Source organism: bacterium, from assembly GCA_029210965.1.
GTDB lineage: Bacteria > BMS3Abin14 > BMS3Abin14 > BMS3Abin14 > BMS3Abin14 > JALHUC01.
In genome coordinates, this window is record JARGFZ010000036.1 from 1 (window position 1) to 26,590 (window position 26,590).

Genomic DNA, 26,590 nt, shown 5'->3' on the forward strand with positions numbered 1-26,590 from the left:
CCTGGCCTTTTAAGAACGCTATTTTCCGGCAAACTCCAGCTAGGAGCCTGAATGGGGTTCTCCGACAGGCTCCTAGAACCAGACACTAGATACTATTTTGTAGGGCCACCGAGAGGCTCATTCTGATCCTGGGCCGGCCTGTTACCGAAAACCCTTCCTCCTCGGCAATACCGATAGTTTTTTCAAGATCCTCCTTTTTAACATGATGCATACCGGGTTCGGCAATGAGTACATGAGCTCCCGGCTTGAGAGCTCGGCTTAATTCCCTTAAGAAAAAAACCTGGTCCGGGACTTCGTGAACCATCCAGAAACAAAGGGCAAAATCGACGGGGGTTTTTACCGGGAGCCTCAGATCCCCCACGAGACGGGTTTCGATGCGATGGGAAAGCCCTCCTTTGATGGCCCTCTTCTCAAGGATCTTCAGCATCATGGTTTGGAGGTCCAGGGATATGACTCTGCCTTCAGGACCGACCATTCGCGCCATTCCAAGGGAGAAAAAACCCATACCGCAGCCTATGTCCAGAACGGTCATCCCTGGTTTGACATAGGAGCCCAGGATCTTTTCAGGGTCGTGGATGAGGTGCCTTAGAGGGTTGTCGAAAAGGTACGCCATGTACCAGGGGCAGATATGGTGTCTTCGGTCGCTCTTAATTCCCATAAGTAATTCTGACAGAGGACAGTGTCTGGTGTCCAGGTGAACCAAGAATGTAGAATGCAGAATGTAGAACGTAGAAAGAACCTTTAATCGATCATTGACAAATTATTTGTGAACAGGGACACTTTCTCCACGCTCCACGCTCCACGCTCCACGCTCCACGCTCCACGCTCCACGCTCCACGCTCCACGCTCCACGCTCCTCGCTCCACGCCCTTGCCCCCGATACCTTTTCCATCTATATTGACCTTCACATTACCGCAGGAGGAATTTTTTTTGAGCAATTGTCCAGTGATAAAGCGTTGCACCTTTTTCGATGACCAGATGTCTGATATGCCTGGTATGGCAAAATTGATCCAGGTTCAATACTGTCAGAACGATTTTGCCAGTTGCGCCCGGTTCGTCATTTCATCGGAGCTGGGCATGGGGTCGGTGCCCGGAACTGTTTTCCCGGGACATCTGGATAAAGCCAGACGTATATTGGCTGACAACGCCGGATAATATCCTGCCGCCCATTCAAATCACCCGCCTGCAAGTATCTCCAGAACCTGCTCCCCCGTCAAAGACCCGGATGCGAGAAGCGCATAGGCCAGACCCATTACAATGTGCCACTCTCGGGGTCGGGAGATCTCTCCCATTACCGAATTAAAAAGCGCATGGATGTCCTGGTCCAGGGCTTCTGATCCCCGTTCGTCCCCGGATATGACCATGAAATCCCTTGCTTTTTTTGTGTCGTAGCTGCTTGCCTGGAGGCTCTCTTCATCCCATTTTCCCAGCAAAAAATGCTCTGCGGCGCTGCCTGCCAGAGCAGCCTTTGCGAACTTCTGAGAGAGTTCCTTGGGGCCGTCCTCCATGGCAAGGTCCGGAACTGTTTCTCCCCTGTTGTTCCCAGAGATGGGCCCATGAGGTTCCATCGATACCGATTTCACCCCAAGCCCCTCTTTCCACATCATCCAGGCGTGCCCGGCCTCGTGGAAGGCAATGCGCCGCTTTTTCTCATCAATAATTTTATTCATCCCTGATACCAATGGTGGAATCACGCTAACAGTTTGACACACCAACATGTTGGTTCGATGAGGATTTTACGATGTTACCATAGTCTGCAAAGGTGGTATCCTGTAATTTCAAAGATCCCTTTCAGGAGGCTATCCATGTCTGAGGGTTGGACCGGCATTCTTGGCAATGCCCATCCCCTTTTTTATCTGGGTATTCTTATCCTTTGCGGTTACGCGGGGGGCAGGGCAGCTCATGCGCTCAACCTTCCCCGGATCACCGGCTACATTTTAGCCGGAATGCTGCTCAGCCCGTCCACCACGGGCATCCTGGGCGCAGGCGCCTTTGAAAAAGACCTTTCCATCATCACCGATATTGCTCTTGGAATAATTGCCTTTTCCATCGGCGGCACCCTGGAGTTCGACAAGCTCAGGAAATTGGGAAAGGCCATCATCATCATCACTTTTGTGCAGGCCCTTGTTGTGGCCCTTCTCGTGAGCGCCTCAGTGATCTTCCTCTTCCCTTACCTTCCCGGAGCCGGCATCGAACCCGGCAGCGCCCTTGTCGCAGTGGGTATCCTGCTGGGGGCTATATGCGCTGCTACGGCCCCCGCGGCTGTCCTTGGTGTCGTTCATGAATATAAAGCGAAGGGCCCGATGACCACAGTTCTCCTCGGGGTCATTACCCTCGACGATGGGATCACTCTGGTTCTGTTCAGCATGGTTGCCGGGATCGCCGGGAGCCTGGGAGGAAAGGGGGTTTCCCTGGTACAGGCCGGGCTTGTGGAACCGGGTAAGGAGATCATGGTCGCACTCCTCATCGGCACTGTGGCGGGCCTGTTGCTCAAGCTGCTGGTTCCAGTGATCAGGAGGCGAAAGGCGCTCCTGGGACTCACTCTGGGCACCATATTTCTTACCAGCGGCATTGCTCTGACCCTCCACACTTCATCTCTCCTGGCCTGCATGATGTTGGGATTTTTTCTGGTCAACACCATGAACCAGCCGGAACCCTGGTTTGAAGTCACAGAAAAGATAGAGGAACCTCTTTTTGCCATGTTTTTTGTTCTCGCTGGTGCGCACCTGAAAATAGGGGCCCTGGCAGCGGCTGGGACCCTCACTGCGGTGATCATCACAATGAGGACCGTGGGCAAGCTGGGCGGGGCCTACCTCGGGAGTGTGTTATCAGCGGCTCCTGCTGCCGTGAGAAGATACCTTCCCCTGGGGCTTCTTCCCCAAGCGGGAGTTTCTATCGGACTTGTGCTGGCTGCCAAGGATTATGTCGGTGATGTTTCCGCTGCCATGATCATGGTCAACGCGATACTGGCTTCTGTCATTATCAATGAGCTTATCTCTCCCCTTCTCGTCAAAAAAGCTTTGATCAAGTCGAGTGAGGCTCAGAATGCGGGAGGAGAATGATGAATTCCAGGAACCGTGGAACTACTCCAAGTGAAGCGATGCGGGTGCGCGACGTTGTTGCCCGGCACAAGGATCGTCAAGTACCGTTGGTCAGGCAGGACGCTCCCATTGCTGAACTGGCCCAGGCTATTGCATGGCATCGGCACAGCCGACAGCTTTACGTTGTGGACGAGCAGGACCATCTTTTGGGGAACATCACTCTCGGCCGGCTGGTCATGTACGTTTTTGCCAGCAGCCATGGTTCGAGCATGAACCCCAGGCATGTTATAGGCCTCATCACCTGCAAGACTGCCGGAGATCTCATGACGGAAGGGACCCTCTCCACCGGAATGGAGGATGAGGTGGAAGAGGTGTTGGAGCGTATGGTCGCCGGAAATTTGGATGAGATCCCGGTAATAAATAATGAGGGACGGGTCGTCGCCGACCTGACCATGGTGGACCTGCTGATGGCGGGGTAGTTCGCTTTCCCGGGATCAAAGATCCGGGAAAGCGAATCTCATACCTCAAATCTCATATCTCAGTAATCTGAAATGTTGAATATAAAATAGGGGAGGTGGAAGGGTGTAACTTCAAACCTCAAACATCAAACATCAAACATGGGATCGCTTCACATGGGTGACGGTTCGCGATGACGGGTGAAGCGGTATCTAAGTGTCTAGGTGAAAGATTATAACTGCAACGCGGTATGTAAGTGCGACTGGATTCCGGGTCGTTGCGCGGAATGACGGATTTAGGGATTGGAGTTTTATTCTACGTTCTGTGTTCTGTGTTCTACATTCTGCAGTTTCCCCCATTCGCCCCCTCTCCCACTCACCCTCTCTGGCTTCCAACCGCGTCACCGGGTCCGAAGCCTGTCACGCCAGAGGCGTGATGTCTCCGCGTCCATTGTTTTTCCTCATTGCCCGCCCTGCTTTCTCCTCCGCACTGCCCAGGACCCTACTGCGAAGATAACAAGGAGAAGCGGAACAAGCCCTATGTTGATAAACTTGATCCAGGCCTGAAGCCTTTCTATGTCCCTCCGCAGTTCAAACTGCACATTTCGAAGCTCTCTGCGAACCTTTACTTTCTCCTGACGGAAGTTCTCCAGTTCCTCTTCCTGCTCCGGAGTGAATTCCGGAGATTCGGAATCCTGTCTCTGGGACTGCAGTTCGTTGAGTTTTCTTTCAGCTTCCTTCAGTCGGGAGACAAGCTCCTGCTCCTTGACCCTGTATTTCAAATCCGCGTCCTGGGATACCCGGTCAAAAAGTTCGAAGGGGCGGAAGGTGGAGGCACGGCTGCGGATCCCGATGAGATCGGAGCTGCCGCCAAGCTGATCAAGGAGGTTGATGACGAGGTTGGCGTTGTCGGCCATGGGCAGGGCCAGCCTCTGGCCGAAAAAGTCCTGGACCTCGACCCAGAAACGGTCCTGAAGCAGGTCGCTGTCGGCGACGACTACAACGTTGATATCGTCTGCTGATTTGGTGAGGTGTTCACCGAGCTGCTTTTTTTCCTCGCCGGCATTTTCATCCGCGGGCGGGCCGTCCGGAAACGCTGTTGCTGCCGGGCCCTTTATTCTTGCCGCCAGGGTAAAGGAGACACCTGAGGGGGAGAACTCCGACAAGAGCTTTGCCGGATCAGGTCTGAACACAAGATATGATCCATCCAGGAGCATGGAGCGTGTGCTGGATGAAAGGAGGGGGGTCAGGCTTGTCCGGGCATCTTCCGTTTGCGTAAGGGAACCGGCGCTTGCCAGGTTCAGGTTGTCCAGTTGGGCTGTCGTCACCTCTTCCCTGTTGATGAGGTCTTCCCTGAGAGCCAGCCATGGCAGGTAGTTCACTGTTTTGACCTGGTTATCGTCCCTGTAGGAGACTCTCTGGGAAACTGTCATGTCACCCACGACCCTGCCCGATTCCATTGCCAGGCCCCACGCTGCCAGGAGTTTGTCCACTGTTCCCTCTTCGGAGAGTCCCGCACCCGGGCGGCTGCCGGATTCGAATTCACTCACCGGGTCCGCGAAAACGAGGGCGCGGCCTCCTCTCAAAACGAACTGGTCGGCAGCGTACAGGGCGCTATCTGAAAGGCCGTGGGGGTGGACAACCATGAGGACATCCACATCTTCCGGTATCACCTTCTCACTCAGGATGACCTCTACGTCGAATTGGCGGTTCAGTTGGTCGGATATCACCCAGGGGACCTGGGCCTGAAAGGGGTTTTGGGGGGTGGGACCACCTGAAATGGGCAGGGCGCTCAAAAGGCCCACCTTGACCTTTTCCGGATTGGCCAGTGTGTGGATCATCTGGCTGATGTCGTACTCAAAAAAGATCTCCCTGTCAGCCTGTATGAACGGGATTATGAGGCTGCGGCCATCTTCCGAAGTTGCTGCCAGCCCGAAGTAGAGGTTGTCGCCTCCCTCCTGAACGCTGACACCCTGAAGTCCAAAACCCACTGCCTCATCCTCTTCCTCGGAAAAAGGCTTCGGATCGACGATGGTAAGCTTTATCTTTCCGCCCGCCCTGGCTTCGTATTCCTGGAGAGTCTCTTTGACCCTTCTCGCGAATACTTTAAGTCCAGGAAGGTCTGCGGCCGCCTCTTCGGACCAGAACAGTTTCAAGGTGATGGTATTTCCCAGCTTCTGCAGGATGTTGATGGTTCCGTCCGAGAGGCTGTGAAGATCCCCCTGGGTCAGGTCTACCCGGGCCCAGCGCAGGACTGGGCCTGCTGTCAGGTTAACGGCAATAAACAGTATGACTGCGGCCAGAAGGCCAACCGGTGAGAAGATAGTCCTTCGATCCATTCCGTCCTCCCTAGCAGCGTGTCAGGCAGCCTCGATCACGCTGCTGTGAATTTTTCGGATAGCATTTATTTAAGTTTTTTCTTTGAAACATGGGTACCCAACCGATGAATCATGGTGGTGGTGTATTCAATATCTCCTATATATTCGCTTTACAGACTTAACGGCACTTCCGAAAAATTTTATCTAGGAGTCTGTCTGTTTTCTCCCGCAGACTCCTAGCTGCGATGGTGATCCACGGCCCAGGCTCCTGCATAGAGCCAGAGTCCGATGAAGGTGGTGAAATAAAGAAGGTCTCTTATGTCCACAACCCCTCTCACAATGGAGTCAAAGTGCTGAAGGAACCCAACCGTGGACATAAAGCTGATCACAGCGCCTGGAAGCAGGGGTTTAAAGAGATCCAGGATGAGAGGAAAGCCCAGGAGCAGGAAGGTAAAGCATAAAACCACCGACACCACAAAGGCGATCACCTGATTGCGTGTGGCGGATGAAACACAGGCGGACACAGCCAGGTAGGCGCCTGACATAAGCAGGCTTCCCAGGTAACCTGCCACGATCACTCCGTTATCAGGATTTCCCAGCACATTGACGGTGATCCAGATGGGGAAGGTGAGGGCAAGGGAGATGGCCATCATGGACCAGGCGGCCAAAAATTTCCCCAGGACCGCGTCGCCCATGGATACAGGGAGCGTCATGAGCAGTTCGAATGTACCTGTTTTTCTTTCCTCGGCCCAGAGCCGCATACCCAGAGCCGGTGCAAGGAACAGGTAGAGCCAGGGGTGCCAGGTGAAAAAAGGCTCCAGATCTGCCTGAGCACGGGCGAAAAAACCGCCAAGATAGAATGTAAAGATGCCCGCGAGCATGAGGAATATCACGATAAAGACATAGGCTAGGGGAGTCGAGAAGTAACTCCTCATTTCCCGTCTGTAAATGGCAGCGATGTTCATGCCTGACCTCCGTAAGCGTGATCCGTTGTCGGGATGGTAAGATTTCTGAATACCTCGTCGAGGCGGCCTGGTTCCTGCCTGAGTTCCAGCACGTTGAGATTCTGCTGCCTGATGAGATCCGTGACCTGGGTCAAAATAAGGCTGCCCTCGGAGGGGAAAGCCTGGACAAGACACCGGTCCTCAACCTCAGGGGTGATCTTGACAGCACTGACTTCAGGAATTCTCTCGAGCTTCTCGGCGAATTGTGATGCCCCTGCCGTTGGAAGAAGAATGGTGACGGCGTTATGATCCGACGCCATGCTTTCCAGCTCTACAGGGGTTCCGTCGGCCACGATACGGCCGCTGGCAAGGATCACAGCGCGGGTACAGACTGCGTGAACTTCCTCGAGAATGTGAGTCGAGATGATGATAGCCTTGGATTGGGCCATCTGCCTTACCAGCAGCCGCACCTCCTGCTTCTGGTTGGGATCGAGGCCATCGGTCGGCTCGTCGAGTATGAGAACCTCCGGGTTGTGAAGGATTGCCTGTGCCAGGCCCAGCCGGCGTTTGTAACCCTTGGATAAGGTCTCAATAGACTGGTTCCAGACCTCCCGGAGGTTAACCAGGTCGGCTGTTTCATCCATGCGGTTTTCCAGCTCTTTTCCACCCAGCCCCCTGGCTTGCCCGGTGAACCTCAGGAGCGTGGCCGGGGTCATCTCCGGGTAGAGGGGAGCACCTTCAGGCAGGTAACCGATGCATGCCTTTGCCTTTACGGGGTCTGTCAGCATGTTGATCCCGCATATAGAGACATCTCCCCGTGTGGGTCTCAGATAGCCGGTAAGCATTCTCATGGTTGTGGTTTTACCGGCACCGTTGGGCCCGAGAAAGCCGAGGACCTCCCCTGTCTCCACAGTAAAGGAGATATCCTCAACAGCGACAATTCTGCCGAACTCCTTCCTGAGGCTGGCTGCCACGATCCTGGATGCGGTCATAGGGTTCCTCCTGAGGGTCGCATTTAATTCAAATGATGTGAGTGAACGGTGAAGGGTGAATAGTAAGTGAATGCTGATGAAAATCTTTCCTGTTCACAGTTCACGTTTCACTGTTCACCAGTCATATTATTCCGCTCAGAAAATAATCATAGACACTATTTCTGTCAACGGTGAAAAAGCATTGGAATCTGGGTGTTGGACTGTTTTTTCCTGTACCCTGCACTTTGCACTGACTATTCCATCCCTTTCATCCCCTTCATCCCTGTTAAACTTGGTCCTTGCTTGTTTTTGCTCTAGATCCTCCCTTTTCGCCAAATCGTTCAGTCGGATGGTTCCTTCTGGGTTCTACATTCTGCGTTCTGTTTTACAGACCCCCTCCAGCACAGACAGGACAGGGCCTTAACGCGAGTGGCTTTTCCAGGTTACTTGAAGCCAGCAGTTCCTCGTCCCCCATGATCTCGGCCGTAGAACCATCGGCGATGATCCTGCCTTCACGAATGACAAGGGTGCGATGACATAGATCCAGGACCATGTCCAGGTCGTGAGTGGCGATGATCTTTGTGTGGGTAAAACCTCTCAAAAGGTTGATGAGCGCGCGCCGCGATTTTGGGTCGAGGTTGGAAGATGGCTCATCCATTACCATAATGTCCGGAGACATGGAAAGCACGGTGGCTATGGCCACGGCACGCTTTTCTCCACCTGACAACCTGTAGGGCGGCCGGTCATGGAGGTGCCACGCGCCCACTGTTTCAAGCGCAGTCTTGACCCTGATTTGAACCTCAGTTGAGGGCAGCCCCATATTGAGTGGACCGAAGGCAACATCGTCAAATACGGTGGGCATGAAAAGCTGGTCGTCCGGATCCTGGAACACAAGCCCCACCGCACGCCGCACCTGCTTGAGGTTTTCCCGTAAAAGCGGGCTGTCGCCGATGCGAACGGTACCGCTTGTCGCAGTGAGGTAACCGTTGAGGTGGAGCAGCAGAGTGGACTTGCCAGCCCCGTTTGCGCCTACAATGGCAACCGATTCCCCGTGAGTGATGCGGAAGGAGATCCCGCGCAGCACCTCGGTACCGTCCGGGTAGGTAAAGTGAAGGTCCTGTGTTTCGACAATATGATGACTCATCCCATGAGCTCCGCAACTGCTGCCCCAAGCCAAAGGGGGAAATTTACAAGGCGCCAGGCGGCGAAAAGGGAGATCCACCCTGCCATGAAGATATATTCGGCCCGTCCGAAGGAAAACGGTTTCATAATCCGGATGTTACCGTCAAAGCCACGGCACCACATGGCTGAATGGATCCTCTGGGCTCGGTTTAAGGTGCGAAGGAGGAGGTGTCCCAGGAGAGAACCGTAGGCGGTTATGTTCATGCCTTTTCCATCGAAGACCCTTAGGGAACGAGCCCGCACCATGCGCACCGCCTCATCAACAAGCACAAAAAGGTAGCGGTAGAGGAAAAGAAGCTGCAGGGCGAAAAAACGGGGAGCTCCCAGTTTGTCCAGGGCCATGCACACAGCGTTAAACCCTGTAACCGCCACGAGGGTCATGGCGGTTCCCACAGTCAGGGTGAAACGGAGGAGGATCGAAGCGAAGGACACCCATCCGCCGGTGATGGACAGGCTGCCGATCATCATAATAGGGTTGTGATCCAGCAGAGGGTTGAAAATCCCCACCAGGATGGCAAAAGGGGAAACCAGGAGGATCCTTCTCAGGATGTATGTCAGGGGAAGGTTTCCGGCAGCCAGGAGAAAGACAGGGTAGAAGATAAAGGGGACAAGTGCCGATATCTCGTATTTATCGAAAGATACGACGACAGCGATAAATATCAGGGTAGTGATGAGCTTGGCTCTGGGATCCAGCCGGTGGACAGCGGTATCCTGGCCGGCAAGAGTGTCCATGTACCCGATGTTGTAAAAATGATGTTCCAGTTTGCCCATAGTTTTCCCCTGGGGAGTGTCGTCCCTGATCTGAACGTTTCACGGGAGTTCTGTCCGGTTATAGTGGTGCGATTTACTTTCTGTGTGCGACCTGGCTGTGTCCGACCTGGGTTCGGAGGTGGTACCGTTTGAGAAATAACCCCAGGGCACCGGCGAGAAGAAGTGTCAGGATCCCGCCCACCAAACCGGAAAGAGGAGTACCCGGTCCTGTGGATGGCCCTGCCGCAGATCCTTCACCAGACTCTGTCCCGTCCTGCTTATCCTCCCCTTCAAGGTGGTAGTCCGGCAAAAGGGCTGTCTTTTTCTGGAGGTCCGCCAGGGAGCGATGTACTTCCCCCTCGGGTTCCCGGATCTCACCGGTCCCGGTCACGCGAAGCACCGACCACTCAAGGCCGTCCGGATATTTCGAAGAAAACCAGTTAAATCCTGCGCCGGTTATCAGGGTGGCGATAAGAAAACCGGCGGCCAGGCCCCTCACGGAAAGGGGGTTTTTCGGTGCGGCTGCATGGGCCCCGTCCACCAGGATCTCAGGTCGTGCTTTCAGTACGAAAAGGACCACCGTTAACGTTGCAACTCCTTCCATAAAGCCGATGGCCAGATGGATCGGCTGCATAACAAGGACAAAGGTACGGAATGGAAGTTCGGAGATGCCAGACAGGAAGGTCTGGGTGACAACGGCCAAAGAGCCTAACTGAAGGGCAACAACCGCACCCATCAGGGCTCCGGTCACTATCAGCCAGCGTCTTTTATGGTCTCGGGCGATCTTTTTATAAATGAGCGGGTAGACCACGAAACAGGGGAAAAAGCCTAAATTGAGGATGTTGCATCCCAGGGCGAGGAGGCCTCCGTCGGCAAAGAACAGGGCCTGGATGATCAGCACGGAAGCTAGGGTAAGAAAACCGGCGTAAGGGCCAAGCAGGATAGCGAGGATCAACCCTCCGCCGAGGTGACCGCTGGACCCGGTAGCTGGTATGGTAAAGTTGATCATCTGGGCAGCAAATATAAAGGCCCCCAGGACAGCCATCAGTGGGATCTGGTGATCATCCATCCCGTCCCTGAGTTTTCGGGATGAGTATCCAATGAGTCCAGCTGTGGCCGCCCAGGCGGTGCCGCCCACAGCTGGGGATATCAAGGCGTCCGCCATGTGCATAAAGGATCTCCTGATAAACCGTTGCGTGTTACTTAATAGCAAATACGTAGCACTCGAGGGGCCTTAATGTCAAAACTTTTAATATCGGCATATTTTGAAAATGACTGTGCAAAGTGTATACATTCAGTAGTAATTGGAAGAAAGCTTGCCCCTTGAGTTCGGCTGGCAACTGTGCTAATCAGTTTAAAGGGGGTATGAGGAATTGTTACCTGGCATTCTCACGCTGCATATGTAAAAGCGATAAGCACAGCTACCACGGCTGTGCTGTTTTGTTTTAAGCCGATGGAAAAGGTCCATTGGGAGCATGTCACAGAAAGTAAAGGAGTCTGGCAATGGCAGAAGGTACGGTCAAGTGGTTTAACGACGCAAAAGGTTTCGGTTTCATTGAGCAGAGCGAAGGCCCCGATGTCTTTGTCCATTTTTCGGCACTGTCAGGCGAGGGATTTAAGACCCTTCAGGAAGGGGAAAGGGTGACCTTTGATATCGTCGATGGGCCCAAGGGGCCCCAGGCAGAGAATGTTGTAAAGGGTGGATAGGGGGAAACAACAATAAATAGTAAGAAGCCCGGCAATAGCCGGGCTTCTTTTTTAATAGCCCCAAGGCAGGTTAGTGTAGAGTGTAGAGATTTATGTGTTGTCTTCCTGGCATGACCCATACGGCATGATGTCCCGCGATCCAGATACTAGATACCAGACTCCAGATACTTTTTTCTGATCTTTTCCACCCGCCGCCGGTTCACCCCCAGATCCCAGGACCCTGTACGAGCCGCGGACCGCACATGGATCACCTTCCCGTCTTCGGACACCTTAAACAGGATGTCGTCCACAAACCCCAGAAGTGATCGAAACTCAGCCTGGATCGTGTCTGGTGAGCTGGATACTACGGTTGCTCTTGGCATAGACCCCATAATTGCTGAGAGAAGTTCCATGGATTGGGAAGAGGCGCCTTTAAGAGGAAACGGTTCGACCCTTTTTGCCGGGTCCTTTGCCAGGCTCGACACGCAGTTGGGCGTGCCTGGACAGGCAGGAAAGTCGAGGTCTTTTTGACTGATCTGAGGATCTTGTATTTCGTTTGCCATGGTCAGCACCGGTAACAGGAGCAGTATGAACATGATGACTGTTGTTTTCATAAGTAGTTAGATTCGGTTTAATCCTCTTTTTCGTTCATCACTTTGACCTTTGGGCTTTGGCCTTTGGCCTGTTGGTAAAATGTGTGACCGCGTTTTACCAACCCCCTCCTCCGCCTCCTCCGCCTCCGCCACCGGAACTTCCCCCGCCGCCAAACCCGGAAGATGAGCCCGGGGCAGTGGATGAAGAGGAGATCGCCGATGACAGGGAGGATCCCAGACCGGAGGCGAAACGGCCTGTGTGCATGCTGTCCCAGTGGTGTCCGTGGTACCAGTGTGGGGAGTACCCCTGGCTGGCCGCTGCCTCAGACAGCACATCGGCGAATTTTTCAGACCACTCCTGGTCAACCTCCAGGGCCAGAGCGTAGGGCAGATATTTTTCGAACAGATCAGGTGTTTTATCCGGGGGATGAAGCTTTTCCAGACGGTGCTCCTCAGCCGTGGACATGTACATTTTGAACCCCTCGATCTTGTCCATGATCCTGCGTCCAAGGTTGGTTGGTGATTTGAGGAGAATGTAGAAAAGAAGGTTGATCACAACGAAAAAGACGAGGGTTGCCAGGAAAACCAGGGAAGTCGCCTTGGCAAAAGCGCCACCGGCCATGACGAGAAAAAAAGTGAAGATGGCGGCCATGGCGAATTTTCTGGAGGCCCAGAGAAAAAGGGTTGCAGCCGTCCATGGAGTGAACCAGAGGACGATGAACAGGAGGGGATGGCCGCCGGATCGGGATCCCCCGCTGATACCCATGAGAAGGATGATAGCGATGGAAATGAGCACACCCACAGTCATGTAGCCGCTGTTATTTACGATAGTACTCTTGTGATACTCTTCCTTGAGAAGATCCTTAAGAGCGTCCATGGCGAGTGACACTTTTTTGTGGTTCTCATTTTCCAGCTTGAGAGTCATGGCGCTGCCTGGAAACAGTCTCTTTGCCAGCCTCATCTCACCTTTGGACAGCGGGGTCTTTGGTTCTGCCTGGGTCCTTTTAAGCGTATATACCCTGGAAAGCCCGAAAGCCTTGCTCTCCTCGCTGATGGTGAGGTACCCCTTAACGGCAAGGTTGATCACAGCTGCGGCGAAGGCCTTGTCATCGAAGCCCATCTCCATGATGTACCGCATGGCCGCGGGAGACATGTTGTCCGGGGGCTCAAAGCGGGGGATCACTGTTCCTTTTTCCGGATCTTTCCCGACCTTCATCCAGGCCCAGAAATAATAAGCGAACAGGATCAGCAATCCGGCCAAAGCAGCAGCCAGATTTTTGTTGTCGGAAAGGAAAAGGGCGGTTTTCTGTGCCCGGCCCGGTTCGGCAACGTGCCCCTTGGGCCAGCCCAGCACGAGGGTGAGCCCCTCCCGGGGCGCGAGGCGGCGTGTGGCCTGAAAGGTCACCCCACCGGCAGGGTCGATGCCGGAGGCGTAGGCCTCTTCCCGGCTGCCCTGGCGGCCCGTGTCGCCCCCGGTCATAATAGAATCCCTGGGTACGGAGGAGGGCAGCGTCACAGACGCGGAGGCCTTAAGGATGGGGAAGTCCCAGCCGTTGCCCGTTACGTTCCAGTAAAGCTCGTCGTGATCCTCGAAATAGCCCAGCTGTCGGTCGGTGCGATAGATCAATTTGTACGTGTACACACCCGGTTTCAGAAAGACATCCCTTTGCCCGGCGTATATGCCTATGCCGTTGCTGCGGTCTTTTGTGTGATAGGGTTCAGGTCGGCCGTCTCTTTCCACTCCCAGCAGGGTAAAATCAACGGACACCCGGTTCCCCGCCCGGTCTTTGTATTTAGTGGGAAAGTCGCGATAGATGCCGCGCTTGATGATGTTGCCCTCGGCACGGACCTGGATGGTCTCGGTCACCGTCATGGAAGCGTCACTGCGAACAGTGATGTCGCTGTGCCAGTCGAGTATCTCCTCCACACCATGGGCGTAGTCGGCGAAAAGGAGCACCACAAACAGTGAGCATGTCAATGCTGCCAGCCTTTTCCAAATTATCAAAACTTGACCTTGGGCGTCTCCCTTTCGGTGGCAAGCTCGATCTCAAAGTAATCGGCTTGCTTAAACCCGAAAAAATTGGCGATGATATTGGACGGGAACGACTGGACCAGGATGTTCATGTCCCTGGCGGTACCGTTGTAGTAGCGCCGGGCAAACTGGATCTGCTCTTCTATCTCTGATAGCTGGGCCTGGAGATCCAGGAAGTTCTGGTTGGCCTTGAGATCCGGATAGGCCTCAGCCAGTGCAAAGACCTGCCGCAGCATCCCTGTAAGGGCGTTTTCAAGGGGGGCCTTCTCACCGGCTGTCTGGGCCTTTCCGGCGGCGTTCCTGAGTTCGACCACTTTCGAAAGGGTTCCCTCCTCGTGCTTTGCGTAATTCTTGACGGTTTCCACAAGGTTGGGGATGAGGTCGTAGCGGCGCTTGAGCTGAACATCGATGCCGCTCCAGCCCTCCATAACGAGGTTCCTGTTCTTTACAAGTTTGTTGAAAATGGCCACCGCCCAGGCGGCGATGACGGCAATGACGCCAAGAAAGATCCATCCAGCCATGGTTGTACCCTCCATGAAAGTGTCCAGGGATCTTAACACACGGCCAACCGATCCAATATTTTACATACATATTGGCTTTAAACCATTAAACGTTAAAAATACAGGAGCCTGCAACGGAAAAAAGGGCGGCCAAGCCGCCCTGAGGTATTATAGTTCACGATCTACGGTTGCCGGTTAGTTCCGGTTCATCATACCGCACTATGCACTGTTACTTGATGTCGCTCGTAAAAACCCAGTTGTTGTCTGCTTTGGCCGAATGGCACTTGATGCAGCCTTCCACCTTACCTTCCGCGGCAACACTGCCGTCGGGGTTGTATTTGGCCCAGAACCAGTCGCCCGCTTCGGGGTTGTATCCTTTAGCCTTGTACATGACGGTGATAGCCGCCAGGGTCTTGTCCGGCATGTAGTTTTCCTTGATGATGATGGCAGCATTAGCGAAGTTGCCCTTTTTCTTTTCAATGGCTTGTTTGGCTCCCTTCGTAACATAGGTGGTCAGGAACGCGCCGTGGGGTTGGGTGCCCTTGTACATTTTTTCAGTTCCCGGCCACAGGCCCCACTTGGTGTAGGGTTTTTCAACCGTGATGTACGTCCACAGGTTGGGACCGGTGAGCAATGAGCCACTATTGTCGCCGGTGTCTTCACTCCCGATGTGGATAGCCATGCTCATCCCGGTGAAGGTTAGGATCATGGCCGAGGCCAGCATCAGGATCAATGTTCTTTTCATAGCACTCTCCTTAAACTCATTGACACCGTGGTGACATCCTTCATAATCATCATATAGGTGTCAAATAACGTGCGGAAGAATTGACACCTTATAGAGCTTTTGCTATATAGGTCCGTCCGATATTCCCCGGTAGCTCAGTCGGTAGAGCGAGTGGCTGTTAACCACTTTGTCGATGGTTCGAGTCCGTCCCGGGGAGCCACCAATAATAACGCCCGGCCTTGTGTCGGGCGTTTTTATTGGTCGTCTTTGTCGGCTGGACGAGAACTTGACCGCAAGGTCACCGGTTCGCGTGCCACGGCGAAGCTCCGAAGGACGAAGACGGGAGTCCAGCCCGGGGCCTGTCCCCCGTAGCCGGTAACTTTTCAATGTCAGCGCAGGGGATGGGTCGCCTGTCCCAAACCTGTTAAGGGCTCGTCCAGGGCCCAAGATCCAAAGAGCAGCAGCGGCAAGGAGTACCTTTGAAGACGTTGACACCCTCCCCGCTCAAAGTATACTTTAAACATGAAGACAAGAACGTTACTCTTCATTTTCCTCATCCAGGCTGTATTTGCGGCTTTCTCGCCCATTTCTGTACTTCGGGCTGAGAACCTGTCGCTTACGATCACTGAACCTGTGCCCGGAGGGTCGTACCCGGCGGGTCCTATCACCGTCAGGGGAACCTTCAGCTCTGACACTCCCGATGTGGGTATCGTGGTTAATGGTAGGCCTGCTGCCATCCTGGGAAACCTTTTCGTGGCCCAGGACATCTCCTTGAGGGCGGGCAGTAATTTTTTGACGCTCCACGCTCGCACCTGGGATGGGACCATGTCCTCCGCATCCCTTGGAGTCAGGGCAACGGAGCCCGAAAGGGATGAGTACCTGCGCCTCGACTCCAACTATTGGTGCGGGACACCACCTCTGGAGGTCGCTTTTAGTCTGGACGGCGAATACGGGGAACAGACAGCTTACGCCCTGGACGCGGACGGAGATGGAGCGTTCGATGGGACCATCACCGAGAGAAAACACCTGGACTTTACCTATACTCGTCCAGGCGTCTACATCGCAACGGCGGTCCCGGATAAGGGGACCGGCACCTACGATAGCCTGGAGCGCATCGTCGTTGTGGAGGACCCCAACTTTCTGGCCCCTGTCCTCACGGGCCGATGGGATGACCTTAACCTCTCCCTGGCCAAAGGGGACATACGGAGGGCGGTGGACTTCTTCATTCCTGCTTCCCGCTCCAAGTATGCAGGGCTCTATCTGGCCCTGAGGGAAAAGCTTCCTGATATGGCCCGCAGCGCCTCTCCCCCTGCATTTGTCCACATGGAGAACGGCAGGGCGAAGCTGCGCGTACGTCGGGAAGAGGAGTGGAAAGGAAAAATGGAAACCATCACTTACTACATCTATCTCGTCCGTGATTTTGACGGTGTCTGGCGAATCGACCAGTTTTAAGGGAGCGGAGATGAGGAAGGGCTACAGCCGCCGTTTATCATTTATCCTTGCCGCCATCCTCCTCGCTGCGGCCGCCATGGGGAGCGCCCAGTCTTCGGGAAGGCTCGTTGAGGGCAAGGCTCCAGACACGGCGGCAGACCCCGCCCTTGTTGCCTTTTTTGAAGCCGTACGGTCGGGCAGGGTTGAGGATGTCAGATCCCTCCTGGACCGGGGCGTCGACAAAGACGCTTCCCTTGGCGGAGAATACGCGCTTCTGGAAGCCGTCCGGTCGGGCCAGGCACCTGTCCTGGCTCTCCTCCTCGATCGCGGGTGTCTCACGGAAGTCTATTCGGACAGGAAGACCACTCCCCTGTACGAGGCGGCTGCCGCCGGAAACCCTGAGCTCGTAGCTCTCCTCCTCGACCATGGAGCCGACCCGTGGGTCTTAACGGAAGGCTTCATGGGCCCCCTTGAGGAGGCTGCGTCAAAGGGGGATTTGGAAAGCATCCGCATCCTGATTTCTCGCCATCCGGCCTTGATGGTCTACCGGGGAGGATCGGCCCTGCTGAAGGCGTGCTGGGCGGGCAGGCCCGGGTCCGTACGGTTCCTTCTGGACGCGGGCGCGGACACCGGGGTTACCGGTCCGTTCGGTTCAGGCCCTCTGGCGGCGGCCGTGGCAGGGAAAAACAGGGAGGTGGTCGAGCTTCTCCTGAACCGCGGCATGGCGGTTAATGTGTCTGGCCGGGAAGGCGGTAGCCTGCTCATATACGCCGCCCAGGGAGGAGATGCCAGTATCGTATCCCTTCTCCTGGAACACGGAGCCGACCCATCCGGAAAGGGGGAAGGGGGCCGTACCGCGCTTCACGCGGCGGCCCTGAAAGGGGACCCAGACACCGTCTCTGTCCTCATTGATGCCGGGGTCGATCTCTCTACCCAGGACTTCAGGGGTATGACCCCCCTTATGATGGCGGCGGAGAGGGGTCATAGGAAGGCCGTCCAGCTTTTCCTCAAGGCCGGTGCCCCGGTGGATGCTGTCAGCATGACGGGGCTTACCGCCCTTCACCTGGCCGTCCGGGGGAAAAGTCCCGATGTGGCTCTCGATCTCCTGGCGGCGGGGGCTGAGCTTGGCCGAAAGGGACGCACGGGAAACGGGGTCCTGGAAACGGCCGTCAGGCCGGGCGGAGAGACCATAGTCAACGCGCTCCTCACCTTCAGGCCTTCTTCATTCGGGCAGGAGGATCTTGACCGAGGACTGCTCCAAGCGTCACGACAGGGTATGGCCGACCTCATCCCTGTTTTCATCAAGGCCGGTGCCCGCACGGAGAGCCGGTGGGGTTCAGCACTGACGCAGGCGGTTCGCCATCCGGGAGCCGTGAAGGCCCTGCTCAAGGCGGGAGCTGACCCGATGGCGGATAACCCCAGCCACCAGACCCCCTTGCAGGAAGCTGCAAGGCAAGATGCAACCGAGAGCCTGCGGCTCATCCTGGGCAGTGGCGGCACCCCCAACCATGTCGACCTGCAAGGGCGCACTCCGCTCCACTACGCCGCTGAAAGATGTAATGCGGTAGCTGTCGATGCTCTCCTTAAAGCCGGTGCGGACGAAACGGTTAAAGATAACGGAGGGAGGACCGCGGGAGACACTGCGCGGGCTAAGGGATGCTCAGACGTGATCGCTCTCATCGAGGCACTGCCGTTTGGCCGGGAAGAGCTGAACGTGGCCCTTCTTAAAGCTGCCGCTGAAGGGGACTCCGCCCGAATACGCTCCCTCCTCGACCAGGGTGCGAACGTCAACACACACGATAAAGGCGGGAGGAACACTCCCCTGATGAAAGCCATTAGGCACCCCGAGGCCGTGGCGCTGCTTCTTGAAAGAGGAGCTGATCCATTCCTCCACCCGCCCTCTCGCGTTAGAGGCGCAGCACCTCGGAGCCCCCTCAGCCTTGCCATGGGGAACGGTTCCGAGAAGGTTGTCAAAGACCTCGTTTTGCGAATAAGGGATCCCAGATACCTTGGCAGGCATCTTACGGCGATGTACGGAGACCGGCCTGCCGTTACGCATATCCTGGTGGAGGGGGGAGCTTTACTGGATATGGAAGACCCCCAGAAAAGAACGCCTCTTCAGGTGGCGGCTCAGTTAGGATTTTCCAAAGTGGCTAGCGTCCTGATTCAAGCGGGATCGGACGTCCACCAACCCGGCCTCCTCCATTCGGCTTCTTCGCGGGGCTCGCTGGACCTCGTGCGTCTGCTGCTGGAAAAGGGGGTGGACCCGGATGCGAAAGACCACGACGGATACACTTCTCTCATGGTCGCCGTCAGCAGATCGTTCAGGAAGGCAGGAAGGATAGAAGTCGTGCAGGCCCTTCTGGAGGCTGGTGCCGACATTGAGGCAACCAACGTCAAAGGCGAGACACCACTGATGCGGGCCGCCTTGCAGTACGTAAGAAACGGGGACACAGCTGTTCTGGAGGCCGTCAGGGTGCTTCTGGACCATGGTGCCGACCCATTGGTAACCGATGCCTCCGGTAAAACGATCCTGTCACTCGCCAGGGAGTATAACAGCCGGATCTCTCCGCAGAGGGACCTCGTACCTCTAGAGGACCTTCTCAGTTCCAGGGATGGCCGGTGATAGTGAATTCTGGGATCAGGTGAGCCGGTGGGTCGAACCTCATATTCTCAGGCTTTTTCTTTGAAGATATCACATATCTAATCTTTCCTGCTGAGACAATGAAACACCCACTCTCCCCTCGGATGATCCTTCCTCAGAGCAACCTTAAAAAACCCGAAACTGTGCCTGAAAAAGTTTTGCTGAGCGTAACGCTCGGGGAGCCAGCCAATAAAAAGGCCCCACCGCAAGGTGGGGCCTTTTTATTGGTCCTTTGTACGGCTGGACGAGAACTTGGCCGCAGGCCAGGAGTGCTTGCCAAGCCGTAGCTTCAGCGAAGGCTGGAGCCTGCCCTGAGCAACCCTGAGCTTGTCGAAGGGGCGTCGAAGGGAGTCCAGCTCGCCTGTCCTGCCTGCCGGTCGAAGCCTTGGCGAAGACAAGAGCCTGTCGAGGGATAGAGTTTGCTTTTTCAGCCCCGCCAAAAGGTGGAGCCTTTTTTGATGACCTTTGATAGCTCTGGACGAGAACTTGACCGCAAGGTCACTGGGTTCCTTCAACTCAGCAATCTGCAAAGTTAATCCTAAAAGCAACTGATCGGGTCAGAAATTGCCAGATTCCGGGCCTGACCCCCTCGATTCCCTATACCCGAGCAATGAATCAGTCCCGCCGATGGCGGGATAAACTGTTCGGATGCTATCGGGGAATGCTCTATGGAAAAGTATTACGTCTACATCCTGCAAAGCCAGTCAACCGGCCGCTATTACTGCGGTCAGACCAAGAACCTGAATCAGCGACTTTGGCACCACAACGATCCTGACTATCGTTCAAATGCCACTACACGCCGGTTTAGAGGACCATGGATCCTAGACTGGAATGATAAGCATTCCAGTCGTAGCGAAGCGATTAGGAAAGAGCGCCCTATCAAAGGAAGGGGCATTGCCCGATTTCTTGCGGATTGCTCAGTCGGATAGAGTCCCGCCTGCGGTCCTGCTTTAGCAGAACTGGTTCGCCCGTCCTCCGTCTTGTCCACCATGGCTCGTTCTACTACCTAATCTAGGAATACCAAACGAGCGTCGGTGGAAGCAGGTCGTCAGGCGTTAGCGACGGCGTTAGTCCAACCACTTTGAACGAGCACCCACCTCAAAACACATTCAAGTACGGCTATCCTGACCATGCACACGAACGTATGCACCTATTTATGGATATGTGCACCACTCGTAAAAAAAGCCTGTCATAGTTTTTGCTAAATTTCTTTTTAAAACAACAAGTAAAATGATTTGCATGCTGTAATCCCACCCAGGCACGCAAATTGCTCTTACCAAGATACTCCCCAACCAGCAGGTACAGGTAAGGCCTGTCGAATCACTTGGCAAGTGTTTGTGAAATTTTTGACAACAACTTGAGCCATGGTAGACTTACAAGGGAGTAAGGAGGGGGATGGGTGCATAACAAGTATGTTTATTAGACCGGTTCCAACATGCTGGAACCGGTTTGCGTTCATCAGGAGGTTTGGTTTAACCGGGGTCTTGGGGAAAGGGGATGCAAATGAAGAGATTAACTGTAATCCTGGCAATTGCTGCCCTTGTCGGCTTAACAGTATCAGCATCGGCCGAAGTGATTTCGGAGACGGCAGATTTTTCCGTGCCCGAAAATTGTGGTGCTCCATCGGTTCAGAGCACAGATGACTGCACCCAGTGTCATACTCTTGATTTTGGAGAACCGGACATTTCCTTCATGAATCAACAGGAACCTGCTGCCGCTGGTTCCATAGCAACCAGAATAATAAGAAGTACTGATGATAAAATTACAGTTAGAATCCCTGACGGCACGGTAGCTCCTGGACAGAATTTTGCTCACAGCGTTTCCATAAGCGGATACGTAATGCGTTACCAGTATGCGTTTTTCAACGAAGAAACTGGAACGACTGAGGTTTATGACAGCTGGCCGTGGGGTGTGGAAAACCCACCCTACATTCACCCTCATGTCTATAATACTCCCGGTGAATATAATTTCGATATTTATATTGTCTACTGTGGTGACGGCAGGCCGGTTTGTTTTACAAATTGGGTAAAGACGAGATTGGAATGGACTGTCGTCGTTGATGAGTCCGGCGCTTGCACTATTTCCGTGGTCCCTTGTCTGTGCCAGGCAGATCCTCAATGGGCCAATACCCTATACGACCACTACACAACCGATGATCCCAACAAGAAAACGATTGCTGATGTAGGTTGCTCCATCATATCTGTGACTATGATCGCCAGAAGGTACGGGATCAATAATGTGATGGTTGAGGAAAATGAGAGATTCGTTGACCCGGCGACAATGAATGCCTGGCTTGCGGTACAGGAGGATGGCTTTACGAGTGATAGAGATCCTGACTGGCGTACGTTCAGGGAGTTTTCTTTCCAGGATATCGACAATCCTGATCTTAGATTGTGGTTTAGTAAACTCACAGATACATGGACCACAGGTGACGAGCCGACATCTTATCCGGAGTGTTTTTACAACCAGGAGATCCTGGATAACAAGTGCTCCAGAATTAATCAGAGCATTGATGAAGAAGTGTGCGCCGGGCGGCCCGTGATGATCAAGGTAAAGAGTAGAACAACCAGCGGCTATCATTATATCGTTGCTGATGGTCAAAAAACGGTGCCGGCAATCCCACCCTTCCCGACCCTGTCTATCCTTGATCCTGGATGCACAACATGCGACCAGAATGCTGACAAAACTTTATTTGATCAATATTCGAATTATTACCACGGAATTCGTACTTTCAAGCTGAAAGGCGATGTCCAGGATCCGAGCCAGTTTGTTGTATATTTAGGTTCGCCAGCGGTATTTAATGTGGCCGACTCAGCAGGCAACAGAACCGGTCTCAACCCGGAGACAGGAACGATCATCGAGGAGATCCCAAATTCAAGTATCGTTGACGATAGCGTCGAGAGCTCAGAACCCTTTTGGGTGGTGGAACTCTACAATCCAGGGGAGGGAGAATACCGGGTGACAGTTACGGGAACGGGGGAGGGGCCATTTACAGCCAACTTTCTCGCAGTTGACGATGAATTCGGAGTCAAAAGCAGCCGCTTAGAAGGCGAGATATTTGATGGGAGAGAGTACACTTACCAGGTAGGTTATTCGCCCTATCCGAGCGGGATCGTTTCTGTTGTGCCAACGACGTATAACTTCAGCGGCTTCGCGGAGCCGCTCAGGTCAGATGTCATCCCCGTATTCAAGCTCAATCGAACAATTCCTGTAAAATTCAGTATCAGCCGGAATGACGGCAGTCCGCACAGCGATATAAAAGCCCGTTTATCACTCGAGCTTGTGGATTCAAGCCTTCCCGTGGGCGAACCCGTTGAACCTGATGGGGCAGGAGAAGCCAATGCCGATGGATATTTCCGCTATGATCCGCAAGCGGATCATTACATCTACAACTTGTCTACGAAAACATTAGCATCCGGGACATGGCAACTGACGGTACTCCTGGATGACGGTTCGGCAGAGCATATCAGCTTCGGTCTGAAATAATGAAGCCTATGAGAGCTCTCACTGGCACAATGCTAGGAGTTGCTTCGGTGGGTTGCTGTCTGTTCCTGATTTCGACTGTTGCCGCCGCGGAGCTTCCCGATTCAATTGCAATATACACCTCTCCACCTGGACAGTTAAGGTTCTACGTGGAAAATGCCGGGGGTAAGAGGACGGGAATCAATCCGGTTGACGGAACAGTTCTTGAGGATATTCCTGAATCCAGCCTCACTGATGAGAGTGTCGAGCAAGGCACTCCATCCTTTTTCGTGGATCTCTACAATCCATCCTCCGGGATGTACTGGGTACATCTGAAAGGGATCAAGGACGGTTCTTTCCTCCTGTCCATAAGAATGCTTGGACGCGATGGGGGGAAGAGAGTCAAGTTCAGAGGCTTTATCTCACGGGGAAGGGAATATCGGTATACGATCAGCTACGATCCTGAGGTGGGAGGTACTCTCGCTGCGTTGCCCGTAACTTATGCCTTCGAGGGTTTTAACATCTCACCCGATGGCAGCACAATCAGGACTTTCGAAAAGGGTAAGAATCTCCCCATCGTCTTTTCTCTCGCGCGGAAGGATGGAAACCCCGCTGATGATGTGAGAGCCGAACTGCTCCTTCAGCGTATCGTTGACGAGAAACCATACGGCGAGGAGATAATCCCTACGACTAACGACGATACTGACAGCAATCGTTTCCGTTTTGATAAGGCGAAGAAACAGTATGTTTATGAGCTGGCTACGGGTGATCTCGATCCGGGGATCTGGAAATTGATGGTTCTGTTCGATGATGGATCACGGCAGACGACCTGGATCAGGATAAAGTAGGTACGAGCTGACAAACACTGGCATCACCAGGGCTCGAAGCTACCACCTTAGATAATGCAAACTAAGGCAGGGAGGTCCTCACGTTTTTGAGCATCTACTGCCATTGCGCATCCGGTGGCTTCATATTGTGACAATAAAAAACCACTCCGTCTTCGGGTGATCCCTCTTCACCGGAACCTTCCAGAACCTGAAACTGTGCCTGAAAAAGTTTTGCTGAGCGTAACGCTCGGGGAGCCAAAAATCAAGCCCGCCACTCGGCGGGCTTGATTTTTGGTGCGCCCGGCAGGGCGCACCCACTTGAAGGTGCAAGTCCTTTGCAGGCCCGATAGGGGGAACTGCTAGCCGGACGGCAAGGGTGTCCATCGCGAGGTGGAATCTGAAGAAAGCCGCAGGCAAAGCGCTGGCCCGACGAATAGGAATCGCATACGAGGCGTGCATACCGGATGAGGAGGCCAATATCTCTAAAGTCCAATACCTGTACGGAAGGTATGTACGTAAATGCGGCGGGCATAAGCGTGAAGGTGGGTGTGCATTACCCGGGGAGGTCTGATCATCTGCCTTGTGCTACCGGCATCGTGAGGTGCCGGGAGGGGTGGTCAGAAGTCAGCCGAGGGCATAGTAGGTTTTCGACCGAACCGAAGGCCCGAACATGTAGCATGGGATAGGAGCCGGAATTTCGACGATGACAAAAGGCGCAAACAGAGGGACTGAGAAGTTCCGATTCTCCCCTGATGGTAGCGGACGGAATCCGCGAGAGTAGGGGGCGGAGTGTCAAACATCGCGGCAAGGACGGGAAACTTTTATCCGGAGTCTAGCAGTATGATGGAAACGGTGGTCGAGCGTGAGAACATGTTTGCGGCCTTACGTCGCGTGAAGTCCAACAAGGGTTCAGCGGGCGTGGATGGCATGTCCGTTGACGCACTTTAAGGATATCTTCGCGAGCGCTGGCCGCGCATCAAGGTGGAGCTGTTGAATGGTTGTTACCAGCCTGAACCGGTGCGCCGGGTAGAGATACCCAAGCCCGGGGGTAAAGGCAAACGGCAACTTGGTATTCCAACTGTGTTGGATCGCTTCATTCAACAGGCTTTGCATCAGGTTTTACAGTCTGTCTTTGATCCATACTTTTCTGATTCGAGCTATGGATTCCGTCCGGGCCGTAGTGCTCATCATGCGGTTCGTAAGGCCCGCGAGTATGCTTCAGCCGGCCGTAGTTGGGTGGTTGACATGGATCTGGAGAAGTTCTTTGACCGGGTGAACCATGACATTTTGATGTCCCGGTTGGCTCGTCGGGTCAAGGACAGGAGGGTCCTCGGACTTGTCCGCAGGTACCTTCAGGCGGGAGTCATGGATGGTGGTCTGGTTAGTCGGAGCACAGAAGGCACGCCTCAAGGCGGTCCACTCTCGCCGCTCTTGTCCAACATTTTTCTGGATGATCTGGACAAGGAACTGGAAAGGCGGGGCCATGCGTTCTGCAGGTACGCGGACGACTGTAATATTTATGTGCGGTCCAAGCGTGCCGGTGAGAGCGTTCTGGTCTCGATCAGTCGGTTTTTGGAGAAAGGTTTGCAAGCTCAAGGTGAATCGGGACAAAAGTGCGTTGGGTCGTCCGTGGGAGAGGGTGTTTCTGGGCTACAGCATGACGTATCACAAGCAACCCAGGGTTAAGGTCGCGCCCGCGAGTGTGGCGCGACTCAAAGCCAGGCTCAGGATGCTGTTCCGTCGTGGCCGAGGCCGTAACCTTGGGCGATTCATCCAAGAGGACTTGATGCCATTGATTCGAGGCTGGCTGAACTACTTCCGGCTGGCAGAGGTGAAGGGTGTATTCGAGGAGCTTGACGGCTGGATACGCCGCAAACTCCGGTGTATCCTCTGGAGACAGTGGAAGCGTGCCTTCACCCGCGCCAAAAACCTGATGAAACGGGGATGATCTGAGGAGCGTGCATGGAGGTCGGCCACCAACGGATGCGGTCCATGGTGGAACAGCGGAGCCTCGCACCTGAATCAGGCCGTTCCCAAAAAGTACTTTGATACACTTGGTCTCATGTCGCTGCAAAGTCAACTGCGAAAGCTTCAATGTGCTGCGTGAACCGCCGTGGTACGGAACCGTATGCCCGGTGGTGTGAGAGGACGGGGGAGGTGACTCCCCCTCCTACTCGATCATGTACCCGAGCAACGAACCAGCGACAAGCGGGTTAACACCTTCGAAACTGTTTGAGCTATCGAAGAATATGTCATGATCTTCTACGTCTACATCCAGAGCCGATCCACCGGCCGCTACTACTGCGGCCAGACGAAAAACCTGGAACAGAGACTCCGCCATCATAACGATCCTGACTATCGCCCAGACGCCACCACTCGGCGATTCACAGGTCCATGGGAACTTGTTTGGAGTGAAGAGCATTCAACTCGCAGCGGAGCGATGAACAAGGAAGGCCAAATCAAAGGCAGGGGTATCAAAAGGTTTCTGGATGATAGCTCAGTCGGATAGAGTCCCGCCGCAGCTTTATGCGAAGGCTGCAGCTCTTCAGAGCGAAGCCGGACCTGTCACGGCGTAGCTGCCGGCGAAGACGGAAGTCCAGCCACCCCCGACTAGAACCCAATTTTCAAACTCATTCCTGTTAGCAGCAACAGCAATATACAATCGAACTTCATGGCAAGCGCTTGTGAATTTTTTGACAACACCTGGAGCCATGATAGACTTGTATGGGAGTAAGGAGGGGTGGGTGAGTATCGGGTGAGTTAATATACCGGTCCCAGCATGCTGGAACCGGTTTGTACGTTTCTGGGGATTTGGTCCCGAATACAGATAGTAGAAATACGGAAACCATTGAGAAAGTATTTTCTTATGGAGCGATATTCAAGAAGAACGATACTACTGATCGCGATAACGTTACTGATTACAGTCCCGGTTATTGCTATCGGGGCCTTTGCATCGAACACGGTGACGTTGCCCTTGTTCGAGCCGGAGGGGTTCTACCGGGATACGGGGGGACCGGATGTTGAGGTGAG

The 26,590-nt window shown here is 54.2% G+C and carries 22 protein-coding genes, 1 tRNA gene and 1 pseudogene; 10 read left to right on the forward strand and 14 right to left on the reverse strand.

The genetic code is table 11. From position 1 onward, the window contains the following. Positions 1-85: 85 nt before the first annotated feature. The gene (locus P1S59_11485; GenBank protein MDF1526875.1) at positions 86-658 is read right to left on the reverse strand and encodes a methyltransferase domain-containing protein; all 573 of its coding nucleotides are present in this window, start codon (positions 656-658) and stop codon (positions 86-88) included. Between the two features lie 272 nt (positions 659-930). Here P1S59_11485 and P1S59_11490 point away from each other — a divergent pair, with 272 nt between their 5' ends. Beyond that, positions 931-1,155, forward strand: a complete 225-nt coding sequence (locus P1S59_11490) for a hypothetical protein (protein ID MDF1526876.1) — start codon at positions 931-933, stop codon at positions 1,153-1,155. Positions 1,156-1,175: 20 nt separating this feature from the next. On the opposite strand, the gene P1S59_11495 is transcribed toward P1S59_11490, so the two are convergent. After that, positions 1,176-1,670, reverse strand: a complete 495-nt coding sequence (locus P1S59_11495; GenBank protein MDF1526877.1) for a hypothetical protein — start codon at positions 1,668-1,670, stop codon at positions 1,176-1,178. 135 nt (positions 1,671-1,805) lie between these two features. On the opposite strand from P1S59_11495, the gene P1S59_11500 reads away from it, so the two are divergent. Together P1S59_11500 and P1S59_11505 are read left to right on the forward strand one after the other, a co-directional pair. After that, on the forward strand, positions 1,806-3,062 hold the full coding sequence (locus tag P1S59_11500; GenBank protein MDF1526878.1) for a cation:proton antiporter: 1,257 nt from the start codon (positions 1,806-1,808) through the stop codon (positions 3,060-3,062). Continuing rightward, on the forward strand, positions 3,062-3,520 hold the full coding sequence (locus P1S59_11505; GenBank protein ID MDF1526879.1) for a CBS domain-containing protein: 459 nt from the start codon (positions 3,062-3,064) through the stop codon (positions 3,518-3,520). Before P1S59_11500 ends, P1S59_11505 begins: the two co-directional genes overlap by 1 nt. 437 nt (positions 3,521-3,957) lie before the next feature. Here the strand turns inward: P1S59_11505 and P1S59_11510 are convergent, their stop codons facing one another. The 6 genes from P1S59_11510 to P1S59_11535 all read right to left on the reverse strand — a co-directional run bounded on the left by P1S59_11510 (position 3,958) and on the right by P1S59_11535 (position 10,832). Next, positions 3,958-5,835 (reverse strand): Gldg family protein, encoded by a 1,878-nt coding sequence (locus tag P1S59_11510; protein ID MDF1526880.1) that lies wholly within the window; start codon positions 5,833-5,835, stop codon positions 3,958-3,960. A 215-nt stretch (positions 5,836-6,050) separates the two neighbouring features. Beyond that, positions 6,051-6,779 (reverse strand): ABC transporter permease subunit, encoded by a 729-nt coding sequence (locus tag P1S59_11515; GenBank protein MDF1526881.1) that lies wholly within the window; start codon positions 6,777-6,779, stop codon positions 6,051-6,053. Further along, positions 6,776-7,750, reverse strand: coding sequence for an ABC transporter ATP-binding protein (locus P1S59_11520; GenBank protein MDF1526882.1), 975 nt, complete (start codon positions 7,748-7,750; stop codon positions 6,776-6,778). The genes P1S59_11515 and P1S59_11520 overlap by 4 nt, the downstream gene beginning before the upstream one ends. 364 nt (positions 7,751-8,114) lie before the next feature. Then, positions 8,115-8,873, reverse strand: coding sequence for an ABC transporter ATP-binding protein (locus P1S59_11525; GenBank protein ID MDF1526883.1), 759 nt, complete (start codon positions 8,871-8,873; stop codon positions 8,115-8,117). Further along, positions 8,870-9,682, reverse strand: coding sequence for a cobalt ECF transporter T component CbiQ (gene cbiQ / locus P1S59_11530; protein MDF1526884.1), 813 nt, complete (start codon positions 9,680-9,682; stop codon positions 8,870-8,872). The genes P1S59_11525 and cbiQ overlap by 4 nt, the downstream gene beginning before the upstream one ends. 73 nt (positions 9,683-9,755) lie before the next feature. After that, positions 9,756-10,832 (reverse strand): energy-coupling factor ABC transporter permease, encoded by a 1,077-nt coding sequence (locus P1S59_11535; protein ID MDF1526885.1) that lies wholly within the window; start codon positions 10,830-10,832, stop codon positions 9,756-9,758. 332 nt (positions 10,833-11,164) lie between these two features. On the opposite strand from P1S59_11535, the gene P1S59_11540 reads away from it, so the two are divergent. Next, positions 11,165-11,368 (forward strand): cold shock domain-containing protein, encoded by a 204-nt coding sequence (locus tag P1S59_11540; protein MDF1526886.1) that lies wholly within the window; start codon positions 11,165-11,167, stop codon positions 11,366-11,368. Positions 11,369-11,514: 146 nt separating this feature from the next. Here P1S59_11540 and P1S59_11545 read toward each other — a convergent pair whose 3' ends face one another. The 4 genes from P1S59_11545 to P1S59_11560 form a co-directional block, all read right to left on the reverse strand. After that, positions 11,515-11,961, reverse strand: a complete 447-nt coding sequence (locus P1S59_11545; GenBank protein ID MDF1526887.1) for a DUF1499 domain-containing protein — start codon at positions 11,959-11,961, stop codon at positions 11,515-11,517. 94 nt (positions 11,962-12,055) lie between these two features. Then, positions 12,056-13,945: a DUF2207 domain-containing protein gene (locus P1S59_11550; protein ID MDF1526888.1), complete on the reverse strand. Its 1,890-nt coding sequence runs from the start codon at positions 13,943-13,945 to the stop codon at positions 12,056-12,058. Beyond that, entirely contained in the window at positions 13,942-14,493 is a 552-nt protein-coding gene (locus tag P1S59_11555; protein ID MDF1526889.1) for a LemA family protein, read from the reverse strand. Before P1S59_11555 ends, P1S59_11550 begins: the two co-directional genes overlap by 4 nt. Positions 14,494-14,701: 208 nt before the next feature. Further along, positions 14,702-15,217, reverse strand: coding sequence for a cytochrome P460 family protein (locus tag P1S59_11560; protein MDF1526890.1), 516 nt, complete (start codon positions 15,215-15,217; stop codon positions 14,702-14,704). Between the two features lie 123 nt (positions 15,218-15,340). On the opposite strand from P1S59_11560, the gene P1S59_11565 reads away from it, so the two are divergent. The 3 genes from P1S59_11565 to P1S59_11575 all read left to right on the forward strand — a co-directional run bounded on the left by P1S59_11565 (position 15,341) and on the right by P1S59_11575 (position 19,253). Then, a tRNA-Asn gene (locus P1S59_11565) sits at positions 15,341-15,416 on the forward strand. Between the two features lie 302 nt (positions 15,417-15,718). After that, positions 15,719-16,648 (forward strand): hypothetical protein, encoded by a 930-nt coding sequence (locus tag P1S59_11570; GenBank protein MDF1526891.1) that lies wholly within the window; start codon positions 15,719-15,721, stop codon positions 16,646-16,648. 10 nt (positions 16,649-16,658) lie between these two features. Next, on the forward strand, positions 16,659-19,253 hold the full coding sequence (locus P1S59_11575; GenBank protein ID MDF1526892.1) for an ankyrin repeat domain-containing protein: 2,595 nt from the start codon (positions 16,659-16,661) through the stop codon (positions 19,251-19,253). 239 nt (positions 19,254-19,492) lie between these two features. Here P1S59_11575 and P1S59_11580 read toward each other — a convergent pair whose 3' ends face one another. Further along, positions 19,493-19,801, reverse strand: coding sequence for a hypothetical protein (locus P1S59_11580; GenBank protein ID MDF1526893.1), 309 nt, complete (start codon positions 19,799-19,801; stop codon positions 19,493-19,495). A gap of 973 nt (positions 19,802-20,774) precedes the next feature. On the opposite strand from P1S59_11580, the gene P1S59_11585 reads away from it, so the two are divergent. From P1S59_11585 to ltrA, 3 genes and pseudogenes are all read left to right on the forward strand, one after another. Next, on the forward strand, positions 20,775-22,757 hold the full coding sequence (locus tag P1S59_11585) for a PxKF domain-containing protein (GenBank protein ID MDF1526894.1): 1,983 nt from the start codon (positions 20,775-20,777) through the stop codon (positions 22,755-22,757). 47 nt (positions 22,758-22,804) lie between these two features. Then, complete coding sequence (locus tag P1S59_11590) at positions 22,805-23,581, forward strand: PxKF domain-containing protein (protein ID MDF1526895.1); 777 nt, start codon at positions 22,805-22,807, stop codon at positions 23,579-23,581. 819 nt (positions 23,582-24,400) lie between these two features. After that, a pseudogene (ltrA, locus tag P1S59_11595) lies at positions 24,401-25,667 on the forward strand (group II intron reverse transcriptase/maturase). Between the two features lie 63 nt (positions 25,668-25,730). Here ltrA and P1S59_11600 read toward each other — a convergent pair. After that, a complete protein-coding gene (locus P1S59_11600; protein ID MDF1526896.1) occupies positions 25,731-25,904 on the reverse strand; it encodes a hypothetical protein in 174 nt (57 codons plus the stop codon). Positions 25,905-26,590 lie beyond the last annotated feature (686 nt).

What these genes read in the sequence shown, in the direction of transcription:
- P1S59_11485 (MDF1526875.1), bottom strand. Translation starts at nt 658, where the DNA reads ATGGGAATTAAGAGCGACCGAAGACACCATATCTGCCCCTGGTACATG.
- P1S59_11495 (MDF1526877.1), bottom strand. Translation starts at nt 1,670, where the DNA reads ATGAATAAAATTATTGATGAGAAAAAGCGGCGCATTGCCTTCCACGAG.
- P1S59_11500 (MDF1526878.1), top strand. Translation starts at nt 1,806, where the DNA reads ATGTCTGAGGGTTGGACCGGCATTCTTGGCAATGCCCATCCCCTTTTT.
- P1S59_11505 (MDF1526879.1), top strand. Translation starts at nt 3,062, where the DNA reads ATGAATTCCAGGAACCGTGGAACTACTCCAAGTGAAGCGATGCGGGTG.
- P1S59_11510 (MDF1526880.1), bottom strand. Translation starts at nt 5,835, where the DNA reads ATGGATCGAAGGACTATCTTCTCACCGGTTGGCCTTCTGGCCGCAGTC.
- P1S59_11515 (MDF1526881.1), bottom strand. Translation starts at nt 6,779, where the DNA reads ATGAACATCGCTGCCATTTACAGACGGGAAATGAGGAGTTACTTCTCG.
- P1S59_11520 (MDF1526882.1), bottom strand. Translation starts at nt 7,750, where the DNA reads ATGACCGCATCCAGGATCGTGGCAGCCAGCCTCAGGAAGGAGTTCGGC.
- P1S59_11525 (MDF1526883.1), bottom strand. Translation starts at nt 8,873, where the DNA reads ATGAGTCATCATATTGTCGAAACACAGGACCTTCACTTTACCTACCCG.
- cbiQ (MDF1526884.1), bottom strand. Translation starts at nt 9,682, where the DNA reads ATGGGCAAACTGGAACATCATTTTTACAACATCGGGTACATGGACACT.
- P1S59_11535 (MDF1526885.1), bottom strand. Translation starts at nt 10,832, where the DNA reads ATGCACATGGCGGACGCCTTGATATCCCCAGCTGTGGGCGGCACCGCC.
- P1S59_11540 (MDF1526886.1), top strand. Translation starts at nt 11,165, where the DNA reads ATGGCAGAAGGTACGGTCAAGTGGTTTAACGACGCAAAAGGTTTCGGT.
- P1S59_11545 (MDF1526887.1), bottom strand. Translation starts at nt 11,961, where the DNA reads ATGAAAACAACAGTCATCATGTTCATACTGCTCCTGTTACCGGTGCTG.
- P1S59_11555 (MDF1526889.1), bottom strand. Translation starts at nt 14,493, where the DNA reads ATGGCTGGATGGATCTTTCTTGGCGTCATTGCCGTCATCGCCGCCTGG.
- P1S59_11560 (MDF1526890.1), bottom strand. Translation starts at nt 15,217, where the DNA reads ATGAAAAGAACATTGATCCTGATGCTGGCCTCGGCCATGATCCTAACC.
- P1S59_11570 (MDF1526891.1), top strand. Translation starts at nt 15,719, where the DNA reads ATGAAGACAAGAACGTTACTCTTCATTTTCCTCATCCAGGCTGTATTT.
- P1S59_11575 (MDF1526892.1), top strand. Translation starts at nt 16,659, where the DNA reads ATGAGGAAGGGCTACAGCCGCCGTTTATCATTTATCCTTGCCGCCATC.
- P1S59_11585 (MDF1526894.1), top strand. Translation starts at nt 20,775, where the DNA reads ATGAAGAGATTAACTGTAATCCTGGCAATTGCTGCCCTTGTCGGCTTA.
- P1S59_11600 (MDF1526896.1), bottom strand. Translation starts at nt 25,904, where the DNA reads ATGATGGCGGAGTCTCTGTTCCAGGTTTTTCGTCTGGCCGCAGTAGTA.